At 63.1% G+C, this 23,147-nt stretch carries 22 protein-coding genes; 9 read left to right on the top strand and 13 right to left on the bottom strand.

Annotation, left to right across the window (positions count from 1 at the left end):
- Positions 1–96: 96 nt before the first annotated feature.
- The gene (locus AC1RBA_RS20345; protein ID WP_070290901.1) at positions 97–915 is read left to right on the top strand and encodes a peptidoglycan-binding protein; all 819 of its coding nucleotides are present in this window, start codon (positions 97–99) and stop codon (positions 913–915) included.
- Positions 916–956: 41 nt separating this feature from the next.
- Positions 957–1,478, top strand: coding sequence for a CHAP domain-containing protein (locus AC1RBA_RS20340; protein ID WP_139143080.1), 522 nt, complete (start codon positions 957–959; stop codon positions 1,476–1,478).
- A 114-nt stretch (positions 1,479–1,592) separates the two neighbouring features.
- Here the strand turns inward: AC1RBA_RS20340 and purM are convergent, their stop codons facing one another.
- Positions 1,593–2,636, bottom strand: a complete 1,044-nt coding sequence (gene purM / locus AC1RBA_RS20335; RefSeq protein WP_070290899.1) for a phosphoribosylformylglycinamidine cyclo-ligase — start codon at positions 2,634–2,636, stop codon at positions 1,593–1,595.
- Positions 2,637–2,824: 188 nt separating this feature from the next.
- Here purM and AC1RBA_RS20330 point away from each other — a divergent pair, with 188 nt between their 5' ends.
- The 6 genes from AC1RBA_RS20330 (at position 2,825) to panB (ending at position 8,278) form a co-directional block, all read left to right on the top strand.
- Positions 2,825–3,907, top strand: coding sequence for an AI-2E family transporter (locus tag AC1RBA_RS20330; RefSeq protein WP_070220405.1), 1,083 nt, complete (start codon positions 2,825–2,827; stop codon positions 3,905–3,907).
- A 199-nt stretch (positions 3,908–4,106) separates the two neighbouring features.
- Positions 4,107–4,775: a DnaA regulatory inactivator Hda gene (gene hda, locus AC1RBA_RS20325; protein WP_058048421.1), complete on the top strand. Its 669-nt coding sequence runs from the start codon at positions 4,107–4,109 to the stop codon at positions 4,773–4,775.
- The gene (locus tag AC1RBA_RS20320) at positions 4,775–5,446 is read left to right on the top strand and encodes a histidinol-phosphatase (RefSeq protein ID WP_070220747.1); all 672 of its coding nucleotides are present in this window, start codon (positions 4,775–4,777) and stop codon (positions 5,444–5,446) included. The genes hda and AC1RBA_RS20320 overlap by 1 nt, the downstream gene beginning before the upstream one ends.
- Positions 5,439–6,818 (top strand): polynucleotide adenylyltransferase PcnB, encoded by a 1,380-nt coding sequence (pcnB, locus tag AC1RBA_RS20315; protein ID WP_230501830.1) that lies wholly within the window; start codon positions 5,439–5,441, stop codon positions 6,816–6,818. The genes AC1RBA_RS20320 and pcnB overlap by 8 nt, the downstream gene beginning before the upstream one ends.
- A complete protein-coding gene (folK, locus tag AC1RBA_RS20310) occupies positions 6,818–7,294 on the top strand; it encodes a 2-amino-4-hydroxy-6-hydroxymethyldihydropteridine diphosphokinase (protein ID WP_492419680.1) in 477 nt (158 codons plus the stop codon). The genes pcnB and folK overlap by 1 nt, the downstream gene beginning before the upstream one ends.
- A gap of 108 nt (positions 7,295–7,402) precedes the next feature.
- Positions 7,403–8,278 carry a 3-methyl-2-oxobutanoate hydroxymethyltransferase gene (gene panB / locus AC1RBA_RS20305; protein ID WP_175445216.1) on the top strand — a complete coding sequence of 292 codons (876 nt, stop codon included), beginning with the start codon at positions 7,403–7,405 and terminating at the stop codon, positions 8,276–8,278.
- 6 nt (positions 8,279–8,284) lie between these two features.
- On the opposite strand, the gene AC1RBA_RS20300 is transcribed toward panB, so the two are convergent.
- The 9 genes from AC1RBA_RS20300 to AC1RBA_RS20260 all read right to left on the bottom strand — a co-directional run bounded on the left by AC1RBA_RS20300 (position 8,285) and on the right by AC1RBA_RS20260 (position 18,399).
- Positions 8,285–8,617: a helix-turn-helix transcriptional regulator gene (locus AC1RBA_RS20300; RefSeq protein WP_034746036.1), complete on the bottom strand. Its 333-nt coding sequence runs from the start codon at positions 8,615–8,617 to the stop codon at positions 8,285–8,287.
- Between the two features lies 1 nt (position 8,618).
- Positions 8,619–9,911, bottom strand: a complete 1,293-nt coding sequence (locus tag AC1RBA_RS20295; protein WP_492419679.1) for a type II toxin-antitoxin system HipA family toxin — start codon at positions 9,909–9,911, stop codon at positions 8,619–8,621.
- A gap of 175 nt (positions 9,912–10,086) precedes the next feature.
- Positions 10,087–11,574, bottom strand: coding sequence for an aldehyde dehydrogenase (locus AC1RBA_RS20290; protein ID WP_492419678.1), 1,488 nt, complete (start codon positions 11,572–11,574; stop codon positions 10,087–10,089).
- A 30-nt stretch (positions 11,575–11,604) separates the two neighbouring features.
- On the bottom strand, positions 11,605–12,456 hold the full coding sequence (locus AC1RBA_RS20285) for an ABC transporter permease (RefSeq protein ID WP_070220415.1): 852 nt from the start codon (positions 12,454–12,456) through the stop codon (positions 11,605–11,607).
- Positions 12,453–13,382, bottom strand: coding sequence for an ABC transporter permease subunit (locus AC1RBA_RS20280; protein ID WP_492419677.1), 930 nt, complete (start codon positions 13,380–13,382; stop codon positions 12,453–12,455). The genes AC1RBA_RS20285 and AC1RBA_RS20280 overlap by 4 nt, the downstream gene beginning before the upstream one ends.
- A gap of 7 nt (positions 13,383–13,389) precedes the next feature.
- Positions 13,390–14,538 carry an ABC transporter ATP-binding protein gene (locus AC1RBA_RS20275; protein WP_070290893.1) on the bottom strand — a complete coding sequence of 383 codons (1,149 nt, stop codon included), beginning with the start codon at positions 14,536–14,538 and terminating at the stop codon, positions 13,390–13,392.
- 199 nt (positions 14,539–14,737) lie between these two features.
- A complete protein-coding gene (locus AC1RBA_RS20270; protein ID WP_492419676.1) occupies positions 14,738–16,198 on the bottom strand; it encodes an aspartate aminotransferase family protein in 1,461 nt (486 codons plus the stop codon).
- 11 nt (positions 16,199–16,209) lie between these two features.
- A complete protein-coding gene (locus tag AC1RBA_RS20265; protein ID WP_035822563.1) occupies positions 16,210–17,580 on the bottom strand; it encodes a glutamine synthetase family protein in 1,371 nt (456 codons plus the stop codon).
- A 54-nt stretch (positions 17,581–17,634) separates the two neighbouring features.
- Complete coding sequence (locus AC1RBA_RS20260) at positions 17,635–18,399, bottom strand: gamma-glutamyl-gamma-aminobutyrate hydrolase family protein (RefSeq protein WP_492419675.1); 765 nt, start codon at positions 18,397–18,399, stop codon at positions 17,635–17,637.
- Positions 18,400–18,681: 282 nt separating this feature from the next.
- Here AC1RBA_RS20260 and AC1RBA_RS20255 point away from each other — a divergent pair, with 282 nt between their 5' ends.
- Complete coding sequence (locus AC1RBA_RS20255) at positions 18,682–19,827, top strand: MFS transporter (RefSeq protein WP_492419674.1); 1,146 nt, start codon at positions 18,682–18,684, stop codon at positions 19,825–19,827.
- A 4-nt stretch (positions 19,828–19,831) separates the two neighbouring features.
- On the opposite strand, the gene AC1RBA_RS20250 is transcribed toward AC1RBA_RS20255, so the two are convergent.
- From AC1RBA_RS20250 to AC1RBA_RS20240, 3 genes are read right to left on the bottom strand one after another with little or no spacing between them, the layout of a single operon-like run.
- A complete protein-coding gene (locus AC1RBA_RS20250) occupies positions 19,832–20,620 on the bottom strand; it encodes a hypothetical protein (protein ID WP_492419673.1) in 789 nt (262 codons plus the stop codon).
- Positions 20,617–21,183 (bottom strand): sigma-70 family RNA polymerase sigma factor, encoded by a 567-nt coding sequence (locus AC1RBA_RS20245; protein WP_076565886.1) that lies wholly within the window; start codon positions 21,181–21,183, stop codon positions 20,617–20,619. Before AC1RBA_RS20245 ends, AC1RBA_RS20250 begins: the two co-directional genes overlap by 4 nt.
- Before the next feature lie 49 nt (positions 21,184–21,232).
- Positions 21,233–23,122 carry a beta-propeller domain-containing protein gene (locus tag AC1RBA_RS20240; protein WP_492419672.1) on the bottom strand — a complete coding sequence of 630 codons (1,890 nt, stop codon included), beginning with the start codon at positions 23,120–23,122 and terminating at the stop codon, positions 21,233–21,235.
- Positions 23,123–23,147 lie beyond the last annotated feature (25 nt).

The raw sequence follows: 23,147 nt of genomic DNA, 5'->3' as shown, positions 1-23,147 counted from the left end.
GCCCCGGCAAAAAAATAGACATTTCAGGCTCCCTGCCAATTAAAAATAATCATACGTAATTTTCTGGCGCAGAAAATAATTTAATAAGGAGAGATAATGAAAAAATGTCTATTGAAAATCAATAGCAGTGGCAGCGATGTTGTGGCCCTGCAATTGGCTCTGGCAGAACGGGGGTTCAATCCCGGTGCGCAAGATGGCATGTTCGGGCAAGCAACGGCCGCCGCCGTGGTCGCCTTCCAGGAAAGCGAAGGCTTGCTCATTGATGGCGAAGCTGGCCCCCGTACCTTGTCATTGCTTGACCTGTGCGACAACGATGACTTGCCTGACGTCAGGACACAAGTTTCGGTGCAAGTGGTGAGCCAGATGTTTCCCGATACGCGCATCGATAACATCAAGCGCTATCTGCCGCCTGTACTCGATGCATTGGGCAATCATGGCCTGGGAGACAAAATCATGGTATTGGCCGCGTTAGCCACAATCCGGGCAGAAACAGAGGCATTCCTGCCTGTCGATGAAGGCATTTCCAGATACAACACCTCTCCCTCTTCCAGACGGCCCTACGATTTGTATGACTATAAAAAGAGTCTGGGTAATCAGGGGCCTCCCGACGGGGACCGCTTTCATGGCCGTGGCTTCATCCAACTAACAGGTCGCGACAATTATGCGCGCTATGGAACGCGTTTGACACCATCACAAGATTTATTGAATGCCCCCGAGCGTGCGAATATGCCTGAATGTGCGGCCAATATTCTGGCGCTTTTTCTCTCGGATAAAAAAATAGAAATAAAACAAGCATTATTGCAACACAATTTTATTTTAGCCAGAAAGCAGGTTAATAACGGCAGCAATGGCCTGGAACGCTTTACGTCCGCATATTTAGTCGGAGAAAAACTTATCAATAACGGATTCCAATAACGAACAAGCGCTGGTATGCAATTTCACGAAAGGACGGGATCATGAACACAAGCATAGAAAAACTCATTTTTCTTGCGCGTAAAGAAAAAGGAGTGCGCGAAGGCCCCATCAATAACACCGGACAGCGGATCGAAGAGTTTCAGTCAGCGACTTGGATGATGCCGGGTGCCTGGCCTTGGTGTGCAGCCTTTACAGCCTGGCTCATGCGCGAATGGCTGCACGAAGAAAGCGTGCGTGACGCGTTGGGCATCGATTCCGTCAACGCTGCCGAAAAGTGGCGCTGCCGCGACGCCAGTGCATTTGGCTGGGAAAAGTGGGCGGCACAGAAAAACATCGAGCTATTACCAGAAACAGAAGCCGCCAGGGCCGGCGACTTCGTTGTCTACGACTTTTCGCATATTGGCTTGGTCATCAAGGATCAACCTTCTCAAGCTGGTGCGATCATGACAATTGAAGGCAATACCAACGGCAAAGGTGAGCGCGACAGCAATAGCGGGGATGGCGTATGGGAAAAAACACGCGCGCGGTCGCTGACAAAATCGTACATCCGCCTGTTTGCGTAACGCGAGCAGCTGCATAAAAAAAAGCAGGCACACTGTCGAGTGCCTGCTTTTTTTCTGCCAGTGTGAGGCAAGGCATGAATGCCTTGCCTCATATGCCCTCAGCGCCAGTAACGCTCAGATCACGATGGTCTGATGCTCGTCGCCTACGCGGGCGCGGATGGTGCCGATGCGCGAGACGGTTTCGCCGGCCGCTTGCAATTGCGCAATGGCGGCGTCGGCGTTTTCCTGCGCGACGATGACGGTCATGCCGATGCCGCAGTTGAAGACGCGGTGCATCTCGGCGTCAGCCACGCCGCCGTGCTGTTGCAGCCACGTGAACAGCGGCGGCATGGTCCATGCCTTCGAGTCCAGTTCGGCCACCAGGCCGGGCTGCAGCACGCGCGGGATATTTTCCACCAGGCCGCCGCCGGTGATGTGCACCATGCCCTTGACTTCCATGGCATCCATCAGCGCCAGCAGCGGCTTGACGTAGATGCGCGTCGGCTGCATCAGCACGTCGGCCAGCTTACGGCCATGGAAGTCGCCTTCCAGGTCCGGCTTCGCCACTTCGATGATCTTGCGCACCAGCGAGTAACCGTTCGAGTGCACGCCCGACGAGTCCAGGCCCAGCACCACATCGCCCGGAGCGATCTTGGTGCCGTCGATGATTTTCGATTTTTCCACGGCGCCGACGGCAAAGCCTGCCAGGTCGTATTCACCGGCCGGGTACATGCTCGGCATTTCCGCCGTTTCGCCGCCGATCAGCGCGCAACCCGCTTGTTCACAACCCTGGGCGATGCCCTTGATGACGTCGGTGGCGATGGCCACGTCCAGCTTGCCGCAGGCAAAATAATCGAGGAAGAACAGCGGTTCGGCGCCTTGCACGAGGATGTCGTTGACACTCATGGCGACGAGGTCGATGCCGACCGTGTCGTGGCGGTTCAGTTCGAACGCCAGGCGCAATTTCGTGCCCACGCCGTCGGTGCCCGAGACGAGCACCGGTTCCTTGTACTTCTTGCTGATTTCAAACATGGCGCCAAAACCGCCCAGGCCGCCCATCACGCCTTCGCGCAGGGTGCGCTTGGCAAACGGCTTGATTGCTTCGACTAAAGCGTCGCCTGCGTCGATATCGACGCCAGCGTCACGGTAGGAAAGGGAAACATTAGAAGTCTGGTTCATGGTGTGGTGGCAGCGGAGGCGGTAAAATAGAAGGCGGATACCCGCCGGCACGCGCGCGCAAGCATGTTCTTCAACATCGTGCGGCAGGGCGCCAGCGGGTGAATTCGGTCGATCAAGACGCTATTTTATCAAACTGCCCCGCCATTTCGTAATTAACTGCCTTTTTTTAACGCAACAGCACAAACTACATGCCATTCGCCATCACCGCCGAACAGAAGCAAACAGCATTTTGGATCGCGGTCTGGCTGGCATTCTTGCTGCTGCTCGTCAGCCTGGGCCCCATCCTGACGCCCTTCCTGGCCGCCGCCATCCTCGCCTACGTGCTCAATCCCGGCGTGGACCGCTTGCAGCGCCTGCATTACCGGCGCTTTTACGTGCCCCGTCCGCTGGCCGTGCTGGTCGTCGTAGTGTTGTTTTTCCTCGCCATCACGGCGCTCGTACTGATCGTCGTGCCCGTATTGCAAAAGGAAATCCCCTTGCTGCAGGCGCAGATTCCGCAATTCCTCAGCAAGGCGAACGAGTTCCTGGCGCCGAAACTGCGCGACCTGGGCATCCGCGTGCGCCTGGACGGCACGGGCATCAAGCGCATGCTGAGCCAGCAGATGGCCACCAGCGGCGATGAAATCTGGAGCACCGTGCTGGCCTCGGCCCGCATCGGCGGCACGGCCGTGCTGGGCTGGCTGGCCACCGTCGTGCTCATTCCCGTGGTGCTGTTCTATCTGTTGCTGGACTGGCATCCGATGCTGGCGCGCATCGCCGGCGCCGTGCCGCGCCGCTGGGTCGGCCGCACGGTGGGCATGGCGCAGGAAGTCGACACCCTGCTGGCGCAATACCTGCGCGGCCAGTTGCTCGTCATGCTGGTGCTGGCCACGTATTACTCGGTGGCGCTGGCCATCGCCGGTTTTGAAGTCGCATTGCCTGTGGGCATCATCACGGGCTTGCTGGTGTTCATCCCCTACCTGGGCTTCGGCCTGGGCCTGATGCTGGCGCTGATCGCCGCCCTGCTGCAGTTTGCCGACTGGAGCGGCGTCATCGCCGTGGCCGTCATCTATGGCTGCGGCCAGGTCATCGAAGGCTTTTTCCTCACGCCGCGTCTGGTCGGCGAGCGCATCGGCCTGAACCCGCTGGCCGTGATCTTCGCCTTATTGGCTTTCGGACAATTGTTCGGTTTCGTCGGTGTTTTGCTTGCTTTACCCGCTTCTGCCGTCCTGATGGTCGCTTTTAAGCATCTAAGACGCCACTACCTGTCCAGCACCTTCTATAATGCGTGACAAGGTGACTGACATAAGCGACTGCGCGTCGCACTTTGCGGCCGGCGATGCTCACCGTACTCAAGTACGGTTGTGCTTCTCGGCCACAAATCGCTGCCGTTCGCTACGCCTCTGTCAGGCACCAGACACAAAAATGTTAAACTAACAACAGCGACGACGACGCACAAGCAGTAATGAAAAACAGGACAAGGCGTACGCCATGAAACAACTGGTGCTCGATTTAGGCACAGACCAGGCGCACAGCCTCGATACCTTCGAGGTGGGACAGAATGCCGAAGTGGCGCAGCTGATGCGCCAGTTCGCCGCGCGCACGTCGCGCGAACATTTTGCCTACCTGTGGGGCGAACTGGCCGCCGGCAAGAGCCACCTGCTCAAGGCACTGGCCAGCACCGAGCGCGCGCGCTACATTTCGCCATTCTCGATCGAGTCCGAATTCGTGTATTCGCCCGACGTGGATTTGTACCTGCTCGACGACTGCGAAAAGCTGTCGCCGCTGGCGCAGATCGACGCCTTTGCCCTGTTCAATGAAATCCGCGCCAACAAGGCGTTCATGGTGTGCAGCGGCGCCGTGCCGCCGGCCGTGCTGCCCGTGCGCGAAGACTTGCGCACGCGCATGGGCTGGGGCCTGATCTACCAGATCCACGGCTTGACGGACGATGAAAAAATCGCCGCCCTGACCCAGGCGGCCACCACCCGCGGCTTGACCTTGTCGCCCGGCGTGTTACCCTATCTGCTGTCCCATTTCCGGCGCGACATGCGTTCGCTGTCGACGATGCTGGACTCTCTCGACCTCTACTCCCTGGAAACCCAACGCCCGATCACCTTGCCATTGTTGCGCGAGTTGCTGCAGGCGGAAGCGAAAGAATGATGAATCTGGCCCTGTTTGACCTCGACCACACCCTGCTGCCCATCGACTCGGATCACGAGTGGGGCGAATTCCTGGTACGCATCGGTGCCGTGGACGCCGCCGAATTCACCCGCCGCAACGACGAATTTTTCGCGCAATACCAGGCCGGCACGCTCGATCCGGTGGAATACCTGGAATTTTCGCTCGGCACCCTGGCGCAATTCCCGCGCGAACGCCTCGAAGCGCTGCACCGCCAATTCATGGCCGAAGTGGTCTTGCCGGCCATCCGCCCGGAAGTCGTTGCCCTGCTGAAACAGCACCAGGACGCGGGCGACCTGCTGGCCATCGTCACGGCCACCAACCATTTCATCACCAAACCCATCGCCGATGCGCTCGGCGTCGAGCACCTGCTGGCTGCCATGCCCGAATATGACGACGCAGGCAATGTCACGGGCAAGCTGCTGGGCACGCCGACCCTGGGCGCGGGCAAGCTGACCCACACCCACGCCTGGCTGGAAAAGATGGGCAAGGAACTGGGGCAGTTCGAGCGCAGCTATTTTTACAGCGATTCGCACAACGATATTCCCTTGCTGTCGGTCGTGACCCACCCGGTCGCGACCAATCCCAACACCGCTTTGAGCGCACACGCATCCCTCCACGGCTGGCCATCACTCCACTTATTCAATGATTAAAAAATTCATCCGCAAGATCCTCGGCGTTAAAAAAGAGGCAGCGCGCGACACCACGGCACCCATCGTGCTCGGTCCTGCGCAACACGGAATCGACCCGAAACTGGTATCGTCGAATGCCATCCGCGTCACCAGCAGCCTGCAGGAAGCGGGCTTCGAGGCCTTTGTCGTCGGCGGCGCCGTGCGCGACCTGCTGCTGGGCGTCAAACCCAAAGACTTCGACATCGCCACCAACGCCACGCCGGAACAGGTCAAGCGCTTGTTCCGCCGCGCCTTCATCATCGGCAAGCGCTTCCAGATCGTGCACGTGATGTTCGGCCAGGATTTGCTGGAAGTGACGACCTTCCGCGGTGCCGGCGCCGATTCGGCGCCCAAGGATGAACATGGCCGCGTCCTGCGCGACAACACCTTCGGTTTGCAGCACGAAGACGCGCTGCGCCGCGACTTCACCATCAACGCCATGTACTACAACCCGGCCACGCAGGAAGTGCTCGATTACCACGGCGGCGTGGAAGACATCCGCGCCAAGACCTTGCGCATGATCGGCAAGCCGGAAGAGCGCTACCGCGAAGACCCCGTGCGCATGCTGCGCGTGGTGCGCTTCGCCGCCAAGCTGAAATTCACCATCGAGCCGCACACGGCCGCGCCGATTCCCGTCATGGCACCGCTGATCAACAACGTGCCGGCGCCGCGCGTATTTGACGAAATGCTCAAACTTCTGATGAGCGGCCACGCGCTGGCCTGCCTGCAGCAGCTGCGCAAGGAAGGCTTGCATCACGGCCTGCTGCCGCTGCTCGACGTGGTGCTGGAACAGCCGCTGGGCGCGAAATTCGTCACCCTGGCGCTGGACGCCACGGACCAGCGCATCGCCGCCGGCAAGACCGTCTCGCCGGGCTTCCTGTTTGCCTCGCTGCTGTGGCACCAGGTGCTGGAAAAATGGACGGCCTACCGCGCCGCCGGCGAGTCGACCATCCCCGCGCTGCACCTGGCGGCCGACGACGTGCTCGATTCGCAGACGGAAAAACTGGCCTTGCAGCGCAAGATCGGTTCCGACATGCGCGACATCTGGTCGATGCAGCCCCGCTTCGAGCGCCGGGTCGGCAAGGCGCCGTACAAACTGCTCGAGCACCTGCGCTTCCGCGCCGGCTACGACTTCCTGCTGCTGCGCTGCGCCTCGGGCGAAATCGACGCGGACATCGGCGAATGGTGGACGGCCTTTTATGAAGGCGACGAGGAAACGCGCGAAGCGCTGCTCGTCAGCGCCAATGCCGCGCCGGGCGCCGTCAAGAAGAAGCGCCCGCCGCGCCGCAGCACGCGCAGCAAGACGGGCACAGGCGGAGGAAGCACCACCACCGGCAGCAGCAGCGGCGAATAATGTCAGTGATCGCTTACATCGGCATCGGCGCCAACCTGGGCGACGCGCGCGCGAATGTGCAGGAGGCGATCGCGCGTCTGGCGCGCCTGCCCGGCGCCAGCTTGCTGGACGCCTCGGCCAGCTACCGCACGGCACCCATCGATTCCAGCGGCGACGACTACATCAACGCCGTGGCGCGCATCGAGACCACCCTGCCGGCGGAGGAACTGCTGCTGGCCCTGCACGCCATCGAGGCGGCGCACGGGCGCGAACGGCCCTACCGCAACGCCCCGCGCACCCTGGACCTGGACTTGCTGCTGTACGGCGATGCACAGATCGCCAGCGCCACCCTGACGGTACCGCATCCGCGCCTCACCGAGCGCGCCTTCGTGCTGGTGCCGCTGCTGGCCCTGGCGCCGGCCATCGCCGTGCCCGGCCTCGGCCCGGCGCAAAGCTACCTGGCGGGCGTGGCGGACCAGGCCATCAGCCAACTCTGAGCGCCACGCGACATTGCTCTACAATGCCGCCCCTGCACGCCGCCCTATAAAGTACTACACTAGCGGCGTCGCAATAGCATCACCCCCCTTTCACTCTAGAGAATACCTATGTCCGCTTATTTGCAAGGAACAGATCTGGCCGCAAAAGACAAGGCCGCCACACCGGCGCCGGCGCCATCCAAGCCTGTCGCCAACAAGGCCGTGACCATCCATACCCTGGCCACGTTGCGCGCCGCCGGCGAAAAGATCTCCATGCTGACCTGCTATGACGCCAGCTTCGCGTCGCTGATGGACCGCTGCGGCGTGGAGATCCTGCTGATCGGCGATTCGCTCGGCATGGTCTGCAACGGCCTGAACTCCACCCTGCCCGTCACCGTGGCAGAGCTGGCTTACCACACGGCGTCCGTGGCGCGCGGCAGCAAGTCGGCCATGATCCTGTCCGACCTGCCGTTCGGCGCATACGGCACGCCTGAAACGGCCTATGCCAACGCCGTCATCCTGATGCAGGCGGGCGCGCACATGATCAAGATCGAAGGCGGCGCCTGGCTGGCCGAGACCGTCCGTTTCCTCACCGAGCGCGGCATCCCCATCTGCGCCCACATCGGCCTGACGCCGCAATTCGTGCACCAGCTGGGCGGCTATAAGGTGCAGGGCAAGAGCACGGAAAGCGCCGCCGAGCTGAAAAACGACGCACTGGTGCTGCAAAACGCGGGCGCCGCCATCGTGCTGATGGAAGCCATGCCGTCGCAGCTGGGCAAGGAAGTGACCGACATGCTGACGATTCCCACCATCGGCATCGGCGCCGGCCCAGACTGCTCGGGCCAGGTCCTCGTCATGCACGACATGCTGGGTGTCTTCCCAGGCCGCAAGGCGCGCTTCGTGCGCAACTTCATGGAAGGCGCGGCCAGCATCGACGACGCCGTCACCGGCTACGTCAAAGCCGTCAAGGATGGCAGCTTCCCGGCGCTGGAACACTGCTTCTGATGTAGTCTATTGAGGCGATATCGCCCCGGTACTCGCCGGGGCGATTTTTTTTTCGCGCAGCGTTTCTGTCCGTACAAAGGCCACCTCCAGGCCAAAGAATTGCCCGATACGGTTCAGCGTCTGGATGGTCGGGTTGCCCTTGCCACTCTCGATCTCCTTGATAACCTTCGTGCTCACGCCCCGATGCGTCGCAAACTCTGCCTGCGTCATGCGCGAGATGGCGCGCATTTCCTTGACGGCATGCTGTAGCGTGACGGCTCCTGCTTCAATGGCTTCGTAAAGCACTGCCCTGCGCTGCCGCAACTCTTCCTTGTCAACGGTCTTCTTTGTACGCGCCATGTCAGTGCTCTCCCAATGCCTTGAGCTGTTCGATCTGCCCGGCGATATGTGGCCGGAGGAAAGCAATGATGTCATCATCCACGCCAGCCTCCTGCATATGCTGTTCCAGCGCAACCACGTGCTGGGAAAATCCGTACAGCGCGAGGCGGATCTGCTGGCGCTCCACGTCCGGCATGCCGATCGTGGCCAGTATCGTCGTCCAGTCATGCAGCTCGTTTTTGGTATCCGGGTGATACCAGCGGGCCGCGCGTGGTATGCCATCCGGGTCCAGGTACATCGGTGCAAAATCGAACAGCGGCGTGAGGCGCACCTCGGCACCAATTTGCTGCACCGCCGTATTGCGTGCGTGATTATCGGTATTGCGCATGGCCAGGTTCAAGATATCGCGTTTGAGAAATTCGATGGTTTCCGCAGTCTTGTCGCTGACGACGGCGCGCAGCGCCTGCAATAGGTCGAACTGGCTGGGCGTGGCTTCAAAGCCGACGATACCTGCCAGCGAAGCGGCGCTTTCCTGATGCAGTCGCAGCACTTTTCCATCGAGGATGCGGCGGTCAAAACGGGGAATGAACAAAGTATCGTCCTGGTAGCGCAACTGGCCTTCGGTGCGCAAGCCCACCGCGCGCGCCACAGTCATGTATGCGGCCTCATTCCGCAATACCTTGGCGTCGCTGGCGGTCTTTCCGCGCGGACGCTTGACGATGAAATGGGCAGCCGCGTCCTGGTCCGCCAGGGCGCCATCGGCATGCCAGAGACCGGCATGGTCAGTGGTCAGCAGATATTTCGGCGCCGCTCCTTGCACCCCCAGACTGCCGGCGGCCAGCATGCCATGCATCAGCATGCGCTCATTGAAGGCATCGCCGCGACCTATGATCTCGTCCAGTGAAAAGCCGCTCAGCGGCTTGCCCTTGTCATGGCGATGCATATGTTGTGCGTAGTACTGCACGGCCTCGGCGATGCGCACGCGCCCGACGGGATTGAACGCGCCGGCGCACATCAGCGGAAAATCGGCAGCCGGACCATCGGCCAGCTGCAGCTGCCCAAGCAGATATGTCCGTCCGCTTCCCTGGGGAATCAGGTCAAAGATAAAGGCTGGCCATTGCGTCAGCTTCTGCATCTCTGCCGTGACGGGAAAACGCAGCGAGACAGGTCCACTCTCAAGCTTGAAGAAGGCATAATCGAGATCATACTCGAACAGGGCAGCGGTACGTGGATTGCCGCCTGCAGGCTCAAGCAAAGTCAGCGATGCGCAATCGTGCCACGCATCATCATGAAAAATTTGAAAATGGCATTGCATGGCCGCTCCAATTGGATCTTATAGTAGCTAATTGTGTTCAGTTTATCCTTAAATTAGCACTTATACGATCCAAATTTTAGCAAGTGCAACGCTATGAAAAATTTAATAGCACCCAAAAGGACTATTTTAAGCCAAAAATACTCTTAATTAGCCCTTTTAAGTACCCTTATAGAAATTATCCCACCTGTATCCACGTCGTCTTCAACTCCGTGTACTTGTCCAGTGCGTGCAGCGACTTGTCGCGCCCGTTGCCCGACTGCTTGTAGCCGCCGAACGGCACGGTAATGTCGTCGCCATCGTACTGGTTGACGTGCACGGTGCCCGCGCGCAGGGCGCGCGCCGTCTGGATGGCCTTGCTGATGTCCGAGGTCCACACGGCCGCCTGCAAGCCGTAGGGCGTGGCGTTGGCCTGTTGGATGGCTTCGGCGATATCCGTAAAGCCCAGCACGGACAGGACGGGCCCGAAGATCTCTTCGCGCGCGATCGTCATGCCGGCGTCCACGCCGAAGATGGTCGGCTGCACGTAATAGCCGCCCGAATCTACGCGCACGGCCTCGCCGCCGCCAAGCAGCTGTGCGCCTTCGTTCTTGCCGGACGCGATATAGCCCATCACTGTTTGCATCTGCGTGGCGTCGACGATGGCGCCCATAACGGTAGCTTCATCGAGCGGATCGCCCGGCTGGAAGCGGGGCAGCATGGCCAGCGCCTTGGCGATAAATGCATCCTTGACCGATTCTTCCACGAACAGGCGCGAAGGCGCATTGCAGCTTTCGCCCTGGTTGAAGAAGATGGAGCCGACGGCGGCCGCCACGGCCTTGTCCAGGTCCGGACAATCGGCGCACACGATGTTGGCGGACTTGCCGCCCAGTTCCGTCCACGCCCGTTTCAGGTTCGACTGGCCCGCCATCTGCACGATCAGTTTCCCCGTGCGCGTGGAACCCGTAAAGCCGATGCAATCGACGTCCATGTGCAGCGCCAGCGCGGCGCCGGCCTCGTTGCCGTAGCCGGGCAGCACGTTGAACACGCCCGCCGGCACGCCCGCTTCCAGCGCGATGTCGGCCAGGCGCAGGGCCGTCAGCGGCGATTTTTCCGACGGTTTCAATATCACGCTGTTGCCGGCCGCGAGGGCGGGCGCGATCTTCCAGGCGGCCATGATCATCGGGTAATTCCACGGCACGATGGCGGCGACGACGCCCACCGGTTCGCGCGTGATCAGGGCCAGGCTGTTGGCGGGTGTCGGCGCGATTTCATCGTAGACCTTGTCGATCGCCTCGCCATACCAGCGCAGGCAGTTGGCCGTGGCGCCCACATCCACGCTCTGGCTGTACTTGATCGGTTTGCCCATGTCCAGGGTTTCCAGCAGGGCCAGCTCGGGACCGTATTTCTGTACCAGGTCGGCGAACTTGATCAATACCCGCTTGCGCTGCGCCGGCGATTTACCGGCCCAGCGGCGGTCGTCAAAAGCGGCGCGCGCGGCCTGCACGGCCGCCTCCACATCGGCGCCGTCGCAGCGGGCCACCTGCCCCAGCAGACGCCCGTCGATGGGCGACAGATTGTCGAAAGTCTGGCCGGACCTGGCCCAGGCGCGCTCGCCGTTGATGAAGGCGCGCCCATCGATCTTGATCTCTGCGGCCCGTGCATGCCAACTGGTGTTTTCCGTCATGGTCGTCTCCTGTGTCAGTTTACAAGCAGCTTACTCCTGGTCCGCCGAATACGCCGCAGACATCTGCTTGCGGCGTCTGCGGTCGGCGCGCGCCAGCATCACGGCATACACGATCACGGCAATCGTCACGACGAGGATGGTCAGCGCGGCGATGGCATTGACGCGCGGATCGAGCCCCAGGCGCGCGCGCGAGAAGATCACCAGCGGCATCGTCGTCGAACCGGGGCCGGACAGGAAAGCGGAGAGCACCACGTCGTCCAGCGACAGGGTAAACGTCAGCAGCCAGCTTGATGCCAGTGCCTGCGTGATGTTCGGCAGGGTCACGAGGAAGAACACCTGGTGCGCGCGGCAGCCGAGGTCCATGGCCGCTTCGGCCAGCGACTTGCTCATTTCCTGCAGGCGCGATTGCACCACCACGGCCGCATACGCCATGCCCAGCAGGGTGTGGCCGAGCCAGATGGTCAGCACGCCCCGCTCGGGGAAACCGAAGACCTTTTGCATGGACACCAGCATCAGCAGCAGGGACAGGCCGATGATCACTTCCGGCATCACCAAGGGCGCGCTGACCATGGCGGAAAACACCGTGCGGCCGCGGAAGCGCTGGTAACTGCTCAAGGCAAAGGCGGCAAAGGTGCCGAGGATGACGGACGACGTGGCCGACATGAAGGCGATTTTTAGTGACAGGCCGAAGCCCGAGATGATTTCCGCATCGCTCATCAACTCGCTGTACCAGCGCAGCGAGAAGCCGCTCCACACCATGTCCTGGCGCGAGCTGTTGAACGAGAAGACGATCAGCACGATGATGGGCAGGTAGAGGAACAAATAGCCCAGCGAGAGCCAGCCGCGCCCGAACCAGCGCTGCAGGAAGGTACGTCCGTTCATGTGCGCTCCTCCGCGTCCTGGTCGGTCTTGTATTTGTTAAAAATGGCCATCGGCACGAGGATCAGCAGGATCACCAGCACCGTCACGGACGAAGCCATGGCCCAGTCGTTATTCGTGAAATACTCATCCCACAGCACCCGGCCGATCATCAGGGTTTCCGGGCCGCCCAGCAGCTCGGGAATCACGTATTCGCCCACGGACGGAATGAACACCAGCATGGCGCCGGCGATGATGCCCGACTTCGACAGGGGCACGGTGATGCGCCAGAACGCCTGCAAGGGCGTGGCGCCCAGGTCGGCCGCCGCTTCCAGATAGCGCACGTCCATTTTCACCAGGTTCGCGTACAGGGGCAGGATCATGAACGGCAGATAGGCATACACCATGCCGACCACCAGCGAAAACGAGGTATTCATCATGTGCAGCGGTTCGCTCACCACGCCCAGCGCGATCAAGAGATCGTTGAGCAAGCCGTGGTTGGCCAGGATGCCCTTCCACGCATACACGCGCAGCAGGAACGAAGTCCAGAACGGCAGCATCACCAGCATCATCAGCACGGGGCGGATCGATGGCCTGGCGCGCGCCATGAAGTAGGCGAACGGGTAGCCGATGAACAGGCAAATGGCCGTGGTGATGGCCGCGTACTTGATGGAACTGAGGTAGGTGAGCAGATACAGTTCGTCGGCGGCGATGAACAGGTAGTTGGCGATTTTGACCTTCAGCACGACGATGCCGTCGACATACGACAGCAAGCCGCCGAACGGACTGCCTGCCGTGTCCATGTCGGACAGGCTGATGCGCAGCACGATCAGGAACGGTACCAAAAAGGCGGCCGTCAGGAACAGCGCGGGCACGGCGATGACGGCGTTGCGTCCAGTGACCCAACGCAGGGTGACGAGCTTGCGCAGCGATTGCAAAATGGACGTCATGGTGGCCTCAGCTGGTCAGCACGACGATGTCGGCGCCATCCCACCACACCCACACGCGCTGCTCGCGCTCGAGGCGCGCGGCGTCGTGGCGGGCCGCGTTGGTGCGCGAGACTTTCACCACCGTGCCGCTGTCGAGGCGCACGTGGTAGCTCGTTTCATTGCCAAAATACGCCATGGCGACGATCACGCCCTGGGCGCAGTTGTAGCCGTGTTCCGCTGGCGAAGCCCGTTCTTCCAAGGCGGGCGGTTCGGTCTGGATGCCGATCTTTTCGGGGCGCACGGCCACCGAGACATCCATGCCCAGGTTGCCCGTGATGCCATGCGCGACATAGTGGCGGCCATCGGGCGTGTCGATGATCACGTGATCGGGTTCGTCTTCCGTGATGCGGCCGTCGAACAGGTTGACGCTGCCGATGAAGTCGGCGACGAAGCGGCAGTTCGGCGTCTCGTAGATTTCACCGGGCGCGCCCACCTGCAGGATGCGCCCTTCGCTCATGACGGCGATGCGCGTGGCCATGCTCATGGCTTCATCCTGGTCGTGCGTGACCATCACGCACGTCACGCCCACCTGCTCGATGATGTTGACCAGTTCCATCTGCGTGCGTTCGCGCAGTTTCTTATCGAGCGCGCCCAGCGGCTCGTCGAGCAGCAGCAACTGCGGACGCTTGGCCAGGCTGCGCGCCAGCGCCACGCGCTGCTGCTGCCCGCCCGACAGCTGGTGCGGCTTGCGCTTCGCGTATTGGCCCAGCTGCACCAGCGCCAGCATCTGCTCGACCCGCGCCGCCACTTCCGCCTTCGGCAAGCCGTCGCGGCGCAGGCCGAAAGCGATGTTGTCCCACACGGACAGGTGGGGGAACAGCGCGTACGACTGGAACATCATGTTGATGGGCCGCTGGTGCGGCGGCACGTCGACGATGCTGTTGCCCGCCAGGGCGATGCGCCCCGAGGTCGGCGTCTCGAAACCGGCCAGCATGCGCAGCAGGGTCGACTTGCCGCAGCCGGAACTGCCCAGCAGGGCGAAGATCTCGCCCTTGTTGATCGTCACGGAAATGCCATCGACGGCGCGCACGCCATCGAATTCCTTGACCAGCTGATCAATCAGCAAGAAAGGCGCTTGGGCGTCGCTGGCCGACGCGGCAGGTGTTGCTATCGTCATGTGTGGGTAGCTTCTGGGTAAGAGGGTGTCAAAATGAAAAACTGGCCACTACAGGAGCGGCCAGGATGGAAGTTTAGCGGAACTGCCGCCTTTGCGGTCCAAAAAATGCATAGATGCTGCTTATTTGGGTGAAAACCCAACGGCAAAGACTGGGGTCAGACCCGGCGGGTCTGACCCCGGTATTTAAGCCAGCTCAGAGCTAAACCCAGCCCTTCGCTTTCACGTCCGCATACGTCTTGTCCAGGCACAGCCGTATCAGCGCCACCATCTCATCGATCTGCGCGCGCGTCATGACCAGGGGCGGGGCGACGATCATGCGCTCGCCCACGGCGCGCATGATGACGCCGTTGTCGAACATGTGGCCGCGGCAGATCATGCCCACGCCTTGGTCCTCGTCGAACAGCTCGTTCTCGTGCACGGTGGCCCCCTTCCGGCGCACCAGGTTCAGACCCGCGACGAGGCCGCAGCTGTCCGCATAGCCGACCAGCGGATGCTCGCCAAGGCTGGCGAAGCACTGCTTCAGGTACGGTCCCGTGTCGTCGGCCACCTTGGCCACCAGCTGCTCTTCCTCGATGATGCGGATGTTTTCCAGCGCGGCCGCGCAGGCCACGGGGTGGCCCGAATACGTGAAACCGTGCGTGAATTCGCCGCCCTGCTCGATCAGCACCTTGGCCACCCTGTCGCCCACCAGCACGCCGCCCAGCGGCACATAGCCCGAGGTGACGCCCTTGGCGAACGTGATCAGGTCGGGCTGGATGCCGAACAGCTCGGAGCCGAACCAGCGCCCCAGTCGGCCGAAGCCGCAGATGACTTCATCGGCGATGAGCAAGATGCCGTACTTGTCGCAGATGCGCTGGATTTCGGGCCAGTAGGTCGATGGCGGGATGATGACGCCGCCCGCGCCCTGTACCGGCTCGCCGATGAAGGCGGCCACCTTGTCGGCGCCGATTTCCAGGATCTTGTCTTCCAGCCAGCCAGCCGCCTTCAAGCCGAAGGCTTCCGGAGACAAGCCGTGGCCCGATTCCAGGTAATTGGGCTGGCCGATATGCGCGATGCCCGGTATCGGCAAGCCGCCCTGCGCATGCATGCCGTCCATGCCGCCCAGCGATGCTCCCGCCACCGTGCTGCCGTGATACGCGTTGTGGCGGCTGATGATGGTGTGGCGCTCCTTGTAGCCGAGGATATCCCAGTAGCGGCGCACCATGCGCAAATTCGTGTCGTTGCCTTCCGAGCCGGAACTGGTGAAGAACACGTGCTGGAACTGCGGCGGCGATATCTGCGCCAGCTTGGCCGCCAGCTGCGCGGCCGGCACGTTCGTCGTGCCAAAGAAGCTGTTATAGAAGGGCAGCGTCTCCATCTGTTTGTACACGGCTTGCGAAATCGACGTGCGGCCATAGCCCACGTTCACGCACCACAGGCCCGACATGCCGTCGACGATCTTCTTGCCCTGGCTATCCCACAGGTAGACGCCGTCGCCGCGCACCATCACCCTGGCACCCTTGCTTGCCAGGTCCTGGAAATCGGTGAACGGATGCAGGTAGTGGGCCGAGTCCATTTTCTGGATGGCGGCCGTGTCGTACACCTGCGGCGCCGCGTTCTTTTGCGCCACGGACGATACAAAAGCGGCGCTCGGCGCCAGCGGATTGTTGGATGTGCTCATGCGTGTTCCTTTTAAACGTGTAATAACAGGTGTTCGCGCTCCCACGGACTGATGACGGTCATGAATTCCTGGTGCTCCAGGTCCTTGATGGCCGCATACACGTCGATGAAGCGCTCGCCCAGCACCGTGCGCAGCTTGTCTTCCGCACGCAGAAGCTGCAGGGCCTCGGGCAAGCCTTGCGGCAGCTCGAATTTCATGTCATAGGCGCTGCCCACCATCATCGGCGTCGCTTCCAGCTGTTCCGTCATGCCCAGGTAGCCGCAGGCCAGGGTGACGGCCAGGGCCAGGTAGGGATTCGCGTCGGCGCCGATGATGCGGTTTTCCACGCGGCGGTCCTGCACGCCCGACTCGGGCACGCGGAAGCCCACCGTGCGGTTGTCCAGGCCCCACTGGATGTTGATCGGCGCGGCCGTGTGGCGCACGATGCGGCGGTAGGAATTCACGTAGGGCGCGACGATGGCCATGGCCGACGGCATGTAGCGCTGCAGGCCCGCGATGTAATGCTTGAAGATGGGCGCGGCCGAACCGTCCTCGTTGCTGAAGATGTTCAGGCCCGTCTTCGCATCGACGACGCTCTGGTGCACGTGCATGGCGGAACCCGGCTCGCCCGCCATGGGCTTGGCCATGAAGGTGGCGTACATATCGTGTTTTAACGCCGCTTCGCGCAGGGTGCGCTTGAAGAAGAAGACCTTGTCGGCCAGCCCCAGCGGATCGCCGTGCAGGAAGTTGATTTCCATCTGACCCGCGCCGATTTCGTGGATCAGGGTATCGACGTCAAGGTTCATCAGTTCGCAGTAATCGTAGATGTCCTCGAACAGCGGATCGAATTCGTTGACGGCGTCGATGCTGTACACCTGGCGGCTCGTCTCGGCCCGGCCGCTGCGCCCGATGGGCGGTTTCAATGGCAAATCGGGGTCCGTGTTTTTCGCCGTCAGGTAGAACTCCAGCTCCGGCGCCACCACGGGTTTCCAGCCCTTGTCCGCATACAGTTTCAGCACGCGCCGCAGCACGGAGCGGGGAGCAAAATCGACCAGCGCACCATCGGCAAAATAGCAGTCGTGGATGACTTGCGCGGTGGGGTCCGTAGCCCAGGGCACCATGGTGATGGTGGTGGGATCGGCCTTTAAAATCATGTCGCGGTCGGTGCTGGAAATGGCGCGGTCATAGCCGCCATCGTCGACCGGATAATTGCCCGTCACCGTCATGCCCAGTACCGCTTCCGGAATGCGCATGCCGCGCTCCTGGGTGAATTTCCCGCGCGGCAGGATCTTCCCCCGCGCCACGCCCGTCAAGTCGGGTACCAGGCATTCGATTTCCGTGACGCGCTTTTCATTGAGCCACAAATCCATATCCGTATAGGTGAAATTTTCGCGTATTGCCATGTTTCCCTCTCGCTGGTCTTGATCAAACACCGCGTACTGCGGGCGGTGCGCCTGTCATTCTGTCTTTCTGTGCTGCTCCTGGTAGTCGCGGCAAGCCTGGCCGAAGGCGCCGAACAGCCGCATGGACTGCGGATTGTCCTCGACCTGCCATTCCGGGTGCCATTGCACGGCCAGCGCAAAGCCGGCGGCGCTGGCCACCGTGTACGCTTCCACCAGGCCGTCGTCGGCCAGCGCTTCCACCAGCAAGCCATCGGCCAGCCGGGCGATGCCCTGGCCATGCAGGGAATTGACCATCATTTCGCTCTCGCCGCCCAGCAACCGTGACAGCACGCCGTCGGGCATCAGCTTGATGCGGTGCGCGGGCGCATACTGGCGCGCCAGCGGATCGAGCACGTTCTCGCGGTGGTCCATCATGCCCGGCACCGCCTGCACGGCCTGGTGCAGGCTGCCGCCCAGGGCCACGTTGACTTCCTGGAAGCCGCGGCAGATGGCCAGCAGCGGCAACTGCAACGTCAGTGCGGCGCGGATCAGGGGCAAGGTGGTGGCGTCGCGCGCGGGGTCCTGCGGCAGGTCGGGATGCAGGATCTCTTCGCCATACAGGCGCGCATCGACGTTCGAGGCGGAACCGGTCAGCATGACGCCGTCGGCGATCCGCAGCGCCGCCTCCAGATCGGCATCGGCGCCCAAGGCGGGCAGCAGCAGCGGCATGCAGCCGGCGCCACGCAGCACGGCGTGCAGGTATTTGTCCTGCGCCATGTGCCAGGCATGGCTGCCCAGCTGGCGCTGGCAGGCGGGAACGAGAACGATGGGATGGCGCATGGTGCTACCTCGCTGGCGTGACGATCCAATGACAGCGCCATGACAGCGCTGCCGCTCGCTTCACTGTACAGCAGAGCCGGTAGAGTCGGCCACACCGATGGACGTGGCCACTGGCGGCGCACATCGCCTACACTACGGCTTTGCAATATTGCCTTTATTAAAATCATCATATGCCCGTCCGGCGCCAAACACCAGCGCCGCAGGCACAGTTGCCTACTTTCCCATGCATCCACACCGTTTTCCCGCCCTCCCGAACACCTTTTATCCCTTGCGGGGGCAGCCATGAAGACCATGCCATGGCGCGACTTCTTCGCCCTCGTGGTCAGCATCGGCGTGGTCGGCCTGGGCCTGGGCGCCACCATGCCGCTCACCGCCCTGACCCTGCACCAGCGCGGCGTGGGCACGGACATCATCGGCATGATCACGGCCGTCAGCGCCCTCGGCATCCTGGCCGCCTCGCCGTTCGTCTCGGGCTGGGTGGGGCGTTTCGGCGCGCGCGCCACCATGCTGGGCGCCGTCTGGGTGGCCTCGCTGGCGACGATCGCCATGCAGTTCAGCGACCACCTGCTGGCGTGGTGCGTGCTGCGCTTCCTGTTCGGCGGCGCCATGGGCGTGCTGTTTACCATCGGCGAAGCGTGGGTCAACCGCCTGGCGCCCGACAATTCGCGCGGGCGCGTGGTGGCCATGTACACCACCAGTTTTACCTTCTTCCAGCTGATCGGCCCCGCCCTCGTGGCCCTCTTCAACGACAAGATTGCGTGGAGCTTCGCCGCCTGCGGCCTGCTGTTTCTGCTGGCCGTGCCGGGCCTGATGCTGATCTCGAACAGCGGCCCGGAAAAGGAGCCGCAAGAATACGGCGTGCAGTGGACCCTGATCCTGCCGCGCATGCCGATGATCGTGCTCGGTGCCGCCTTCTTCGCCCTGTTCGACACGCTGGCATTGAGCTTGCTGCCGCTATATGCGATGGAGCACGGCATCGGCACGGACCTGGCCCTGCTGTCGGCCACCGTGGTGCTGGTGGGCGACACGGGCCTGCAATTTGCGCTGGGATGGATGGCCGACCGCTTCGGCCGCGCCAGGGTCCACGCGGGCTGCGGCGTGGCCGTCTGCCTGCTGCTGCCGCTGCTGCCGTTCGCCGTCGGCACGCCGTGGCTGTGGTGGACCTTGCTGCTGTTGCTGGGCGCGGCGGCGGGCGGCATCTACATGCTGGCCCTGGTGGCCTGCGGCGAGCGGTTTACGGGCCTGTCGCTGACCAGCGCCAGCGCCATCGTCAACGCCACCTGGGGTATCACCAGCGGCGGCGGTCCCCTGCTGACGGGCGTCCTGATGCAATCGGCGGGCGTAAACGCCCTGCCGGCCGTGATGTGGGTGTGCGCCGCCATTTTCGTCGGCAGCGCCGTGTGGGAGCGCAGGAAGGGGATCGTGTAACGCGCTACTTCGGTATTTTTTCCAGCCGCTGCCGCAGCTCCTCGGCCACCGGATAGTCGGGATACGCCTGCCGGAACGCCGTCCACTCCTCGTGCGCCAAGGCACCTTCGCCCGCCTTGAGCAGGGCGTCGATCTTCACCAGCCACACGCCAGCGTCGAGTTTTGCGGGCGGCGGCATCGGCGCGGAGCGGGCCGCCACGGGCGCGGGCATGGCCAGCGCGCGCTGAATGGGCGCCTGGCGCTGCAGGCCGGCTTCCGCCTGCATGACGGCTTGCGGCTCCATTGCCGCGGCAGGCGCCGGCGGAGGCGGCGGCGCAGGGGGAGCCACGGGTACTGACACATGTGCTGGTACTGGCTCGGCCTGCGCCGGCGGCCTCGGTGCCGCCTTGGCCATGGCGCGCGGTGCCGGCGGCGGCGCGGACTCTGTCGCAGGGGCGGGGGCCGGTGCGGCTTCCCGCATCACCTCCGGCGTAACCGGTTCCCCAACCACGGGGAACTGCGCCGGCTTCGAGCCGAACCAGTCTACGCCGATCAGGTTTACCGTCAGCAGCACGGCAGCGGCCAGCCCCAGCGGAACGCGCCAGCGCTGCAGGTAGTCCGGTGATTTCTTGGCCGGCAGAGTGCGCAGCACGCCATCGGCGCTGTCGTTGGCGGCCGCCGGCTGGTGCAAGGCTTTTTCCGCGTCGGCCAGGATGGCCGCATCGAGCGCGCTGGAAGGCGCCGGCTGCGGCAGGCTGGCCAGCAGCGCGTTCAATTCCTCGTCATTCGGTTCGTCGTGATCGTGCGTATTCATGCCTGTCCTCCCGCGCCAGCGGCGCTGTCCAAGCCCGCGCGCAATTTCTGCATGGCGTAGCGCAGCCGGCTCTTGACGGTTTCCGCTTCCGCCCCCGTCACCGCGGCGATCTCGAGGATGCTCATGCCGCTGAACTGCTGCAGCACCAGCGCTTCCTTCTGTTCCGACGGCAGCGCGGCGATGGCCGCATGCAGCCGCGCGTGCTGCTGTTTCTGCTCCAGCGACTGCGGCGGCGATGCGCCCTCGTCCGCCAGTTCGCCCGCCTCGCCGTGGTCCTGTCCTTCCCGCTGGCGCAGGAGGTCGATCAGGCGGTTGCGCGCGATCTGGTACAGATAGGTGCGAAACGCCGCCTGCGGCTGGTAGCCGGCGCGCGCCGCATGCAAGCTGGCCCACGCATCCTGCACGATCTCGTCCACCCACGCGCGGCGCGGCGAACGCCAGGCCACGAAGCGGTACAGGCCCTGGCTGTGGCGCCGGTACAGCTCGCGAAACGACGGCAGGTCGCCGGCGCTGTAGCGCAGCATCAAGTCTTCATCCGTGGCGGTCAATAAAGTGTCGGGCATGCGGACCAGTGTAGCCGAACTACGCGGCAGCGACAATTTCCCTGCGCCTTCAGCGTAAAGTGGATGCAATGGGCGCATAGCTGACGCGGCGCACTTCGCGGATCTGTCCCTCCTTGAGCGCCCCTTCCACCAGTTCATAGCCGAGCAGGGCGAAGACGCGGCCCTGCAGGAACAGCGGGCGCGCATTGCCGTACCAGTCCACGCACGACGCGCGGCAGCCGTCGTCCGGTGCCGCGCCGGGCCGCGCCGCCAGCGCGCCCAGTTCCGTCAACTGCAAGCCGCTGTTGCGCAGATACAGGACGGAGGCGGCTGGCTTGTTGAGGCCAGGCCGCTCGTCCGCGCCCAGGATGGGCAGGCCGATCAGGCCCTCGCCGGCCGTTTGCGGCTTGTAGAAAAAGCCGTGGCTGCGCGACTCGCCCTGCGCCGCGTCGGCGCGGATGTAGCGCGTGGCGACCGCCGCCTGGCCCGCCAGGCCGATGGTGCTGAAGTGCAGATCCCTGCCCTGCGCGCCGATCACCAGGGCGTCATTGCCCAGCGCCTCGATGCGCTCCACGCCGTGCGGCAGGGACAAGGCTTGCACGCTGCCCGCATCGGCCCAGCGCAGTGCATACAGGGGCTGGCGCGGCCAGGCCTGATCTGCCTTGCGGCGTCCGGGATTGCCCGGATTGCCGTACAACAGATACGGCCCCACGTAGCGGTTCTGCAGGCCGTAGCCGCCACCGCCGGGCAGCGGATGGTAGCTGCCGGCCGGCGCACTGTCACGGCCATCGGAAAACGTGGCCAATGGCACGCGCAGCAGGGCCATGTCGCCCCGACCCCGCGCGCCATCCCACATCGCGTCGCCCTGGCCCTCGGCGCGCAGCAGGACGTTCAGGTGGCCATCCATGCTTTCCAGGAACGAGAACTGGTCGACGGGCGCGCCAGCCACCTTCAGGGCGCTGGGCGCCGAGCCGTCAAGGGGAATGCGGAACACGCCCGAGTCGCTGCCCCGGCGCGTGGTCCACACGAAAACGGATTCGCCCGAGACATAAAACACGCGCCCCTGCGGCCCCATCACGGCCGTCGCTTCGCAGCGCATGTCGCGCTGCGCCAGGTCGCACACGGTGACCGTATGCAGGGTCAGACCAAAGCCTGGTTCGGGTTCTTCATCGGTGCGGTAGATGCGCGTGGCCGGGGCGATGCGCTTGAAGTCGGACGGTACGGCGTCGGGACGCCAGCGGCGCAGCGCAGGAAAGCCGCCGAACGGGTCGCCCCGGCGCAGGTTCAGCGACAGGGGTGAATAGAACACCAGCTTGCTGCCGATCAGGCGGCTGGCGTAATTGCGCGACGAATAATAATCGTTGGAGCGCAAATGATACGTGGCGCGGTAGGCCAGCTTGCCGTCCGCCGCGATGTCGAACAGGCCGATCTCCGTGCCGCCACGGCTGTAGCTGTAGCCGATCACCACGACCGTGTCGCCATCGATCAGCATCTCGTCATACCAGCTGCCCGACGGGTCGCTGCCCGGCGCGAACGCGTCGAGCGAGGCGACGGGCTGCAGGGTATTACCCCCCACCTGTACGGTAAACAGCTTGCCGCGCCGGAGCATCACCAGGTGCTTGCCGTGCAGCTTGACGATGCCGCCTTCGTCCACGCCCGCCGTCTGCACATTGGTGACCGATTCGGCCGCCTCTGCCGATGCCGCCGGTGCCGCTTTCGCCACCATCGGCGCTGGCGGCGGCGCGGGTGCCGTCGCCATATACTGCGCCGTGGCGCGCTGCAGTTTCTGCTGCTCCCGCAGCAAGGCCGCCTGGCGCGCCTGCAGCTGCTGCAGGTAGCTGCTCAAGGCTTGCTCGCTGGCGAACGGCGCCAGGGTCTTGCGCGGCGCCGTGCCGGCGGCGTGGCTGCCTGCCGACAGCAGCAGGGACAGCATCAATATGATCTTGTGGGCGCTGGACATCGCTTCTGCTCCGGTTGATTGGGGT

The organism is Janthinobacterium sp. GW823-FHT03B06 (assembly GCF_058796955.1).
Note: the sequence above shows the minus strand (reverse complement) of the source record. Positions and strands in the feature narration are given on the sequence as shown.

Excerpts from the sequence above, each read along its gene's own strand:
- panB (WP_175445216.1), top strand. The coding sequence starts at position 7,403 with ATGTCCGCTTATTTGCAAGGAACAGATCTGGCCGCAAAAGACAAGGCC.
- AC1RBA_RS20330 (WP_070220405.1), top strand. The coding sequence starts at position 2,825 with ATGCCATTCGCCATCACCGCCGAACAGAAGCAAACAGCATTTTGGATC.
- AC1RBA_RS20300 (WP_034746036.1), bottom strand. The coding sequence starts at position 8,617 with ATGGCGCGTACAAAGAAGACCGTTGACAAGGAAGAGTTGCGGCAGCGC.
- AC1RBA_RS20295 (WP_492419679.1), bottom strand. The coding sequence starts at position 9,911 with ATGCAATGCCATTTTCAAATTTTTCATGATGATGCGTGGCACGATTGC.
- AC1RBA_RS20275 (WP_070290893.1), bottom strand. The coding sequence starts at position 14,538 with ATGACGATAGCAACACCTGCCGCGTCGGCCAGCGACGCCCAAGCGCCT.
- AC1RBA_RS20250 (WP_492419673.1), bottom strand. The coding sequence starts at position 20,620 with ATGAATACGCACGATCACGACGAACCGAATGACGAGGAATTGAACGCG.
- AC1RBA_RS20290 (WP_492419678.1), bottom strand. The coding sequence starts at position 11,574 with ATGACGGAAAACACCAGTTGGCATGCACGGGCCGCAGAGATCAAGATC.
- pcnB (WP_230501830.1), top strand. The coding sequence starts at position 5,439 with ATGATTAAAAAATTCATCCGCAAGATCCTCGGCGTTAAAAAAGAGGCA.
- AC1RBA_RS20265 (WP_035822563.1), bottom strand. The coding sequence starts at position 17,580 with ATGGCAATACGCGAAAATTTCACCTATACGGATATGGATTTGTGGCTC.
- AC1RBA_RS20245 (WP_076565886.1), bottom strand. The coding sequence starts at position 21,183 with ATGCCCGACACTTTATTGACCGCCACGGATGAAGACTTGATGCTGCGC.
- AC1RBA_RS20280 (WP_492419677.1), bottom strand. The coding sequence starts at position 13,382 with ATGACGTCCATTTTGCAATCGCTGCGCAAGCTCGTCACCCTGCGTTGG.
- hda (WP_058048421.1), top strand. The coding sequence starts at position 4,107 with ATGAAACAACTGGTGCTCGATTTAGGCACAGACCAGGCGCACAGCCTC.
- AC1RBA_RS20255 (WP_492419674.1), top strand. The coding sequence starts at position 18,682 with ATGAAGACCATGCCATGGCGCGACTTCTTCGCCCTCGTGGTCAGCATC.
- AC1RBA_RS20285 (WP_070220415.1), bottom strand. The coding sequence starts at position 12,456 with ATGAACGGACGTACCTTCCTGCAGCGCTGGTTCGGGCGCGGCTGGCTC.
- AC1RBA_RS20240 (WP_492419672.1), bottom strand. The coding sequence starts at position 23,122 with ATGTCCAGCGCCCACAAGATCATATTGATGCTGTCCCTGCTGCTGTCG.
- AC1RBA_RS20345 (WP_070290901.1), top strand. The coding sequence starts at position 97 with ATGAAAAAATGTCTATTGAAAATCAATAGCAGTGGCAGCGATGTTGTG.
- folK (WP_492419680.1), top strand. The coding sequence starts at position 6,818 with ATGTCAGTGATCGCTTACATCGGCATCGGCGCCAACCTGGGCGACGCG.
- purM (WP_070290899.1), bottom strand. The coding sequence starts at position 2,636 with ATGAACCAGACTTCTAATGTTTCCCTTTCCTACCGTGACGCTGGCGTC.
- AC1RBA_RS20340 (WP_139143080.1), top strand. The coding sequence starts at position 957 with ATGAACACAAGCATAGAAAAACTCATTTTTCTTGCGCGTAAAGAAAAA.
- AC1RBA_RS20260 (WP_492419675.1), bottom strand. The coding sequence starts at position 18,399 with ATGCGCCATCCCATCGTTCTCGTTCCCGCCTGCCAGCGCCAGCTGGGC.
- AC1RBA_RS20320 (WP_070220747.1), top strand. The coding sequence starts at position 4,775 with ATGAATCTGGCCCTGTTTGACCTCGACCACACCCTGCTGCCCATCGAC.
- AC1RBA_RS20270 (WP_492419676.1), bottom strand. The coding sequence starts at position 16,198 with ATGAGCACATCCAACAATCCGCTGGCGCCGAGCGCCGCTTTTGTATCG.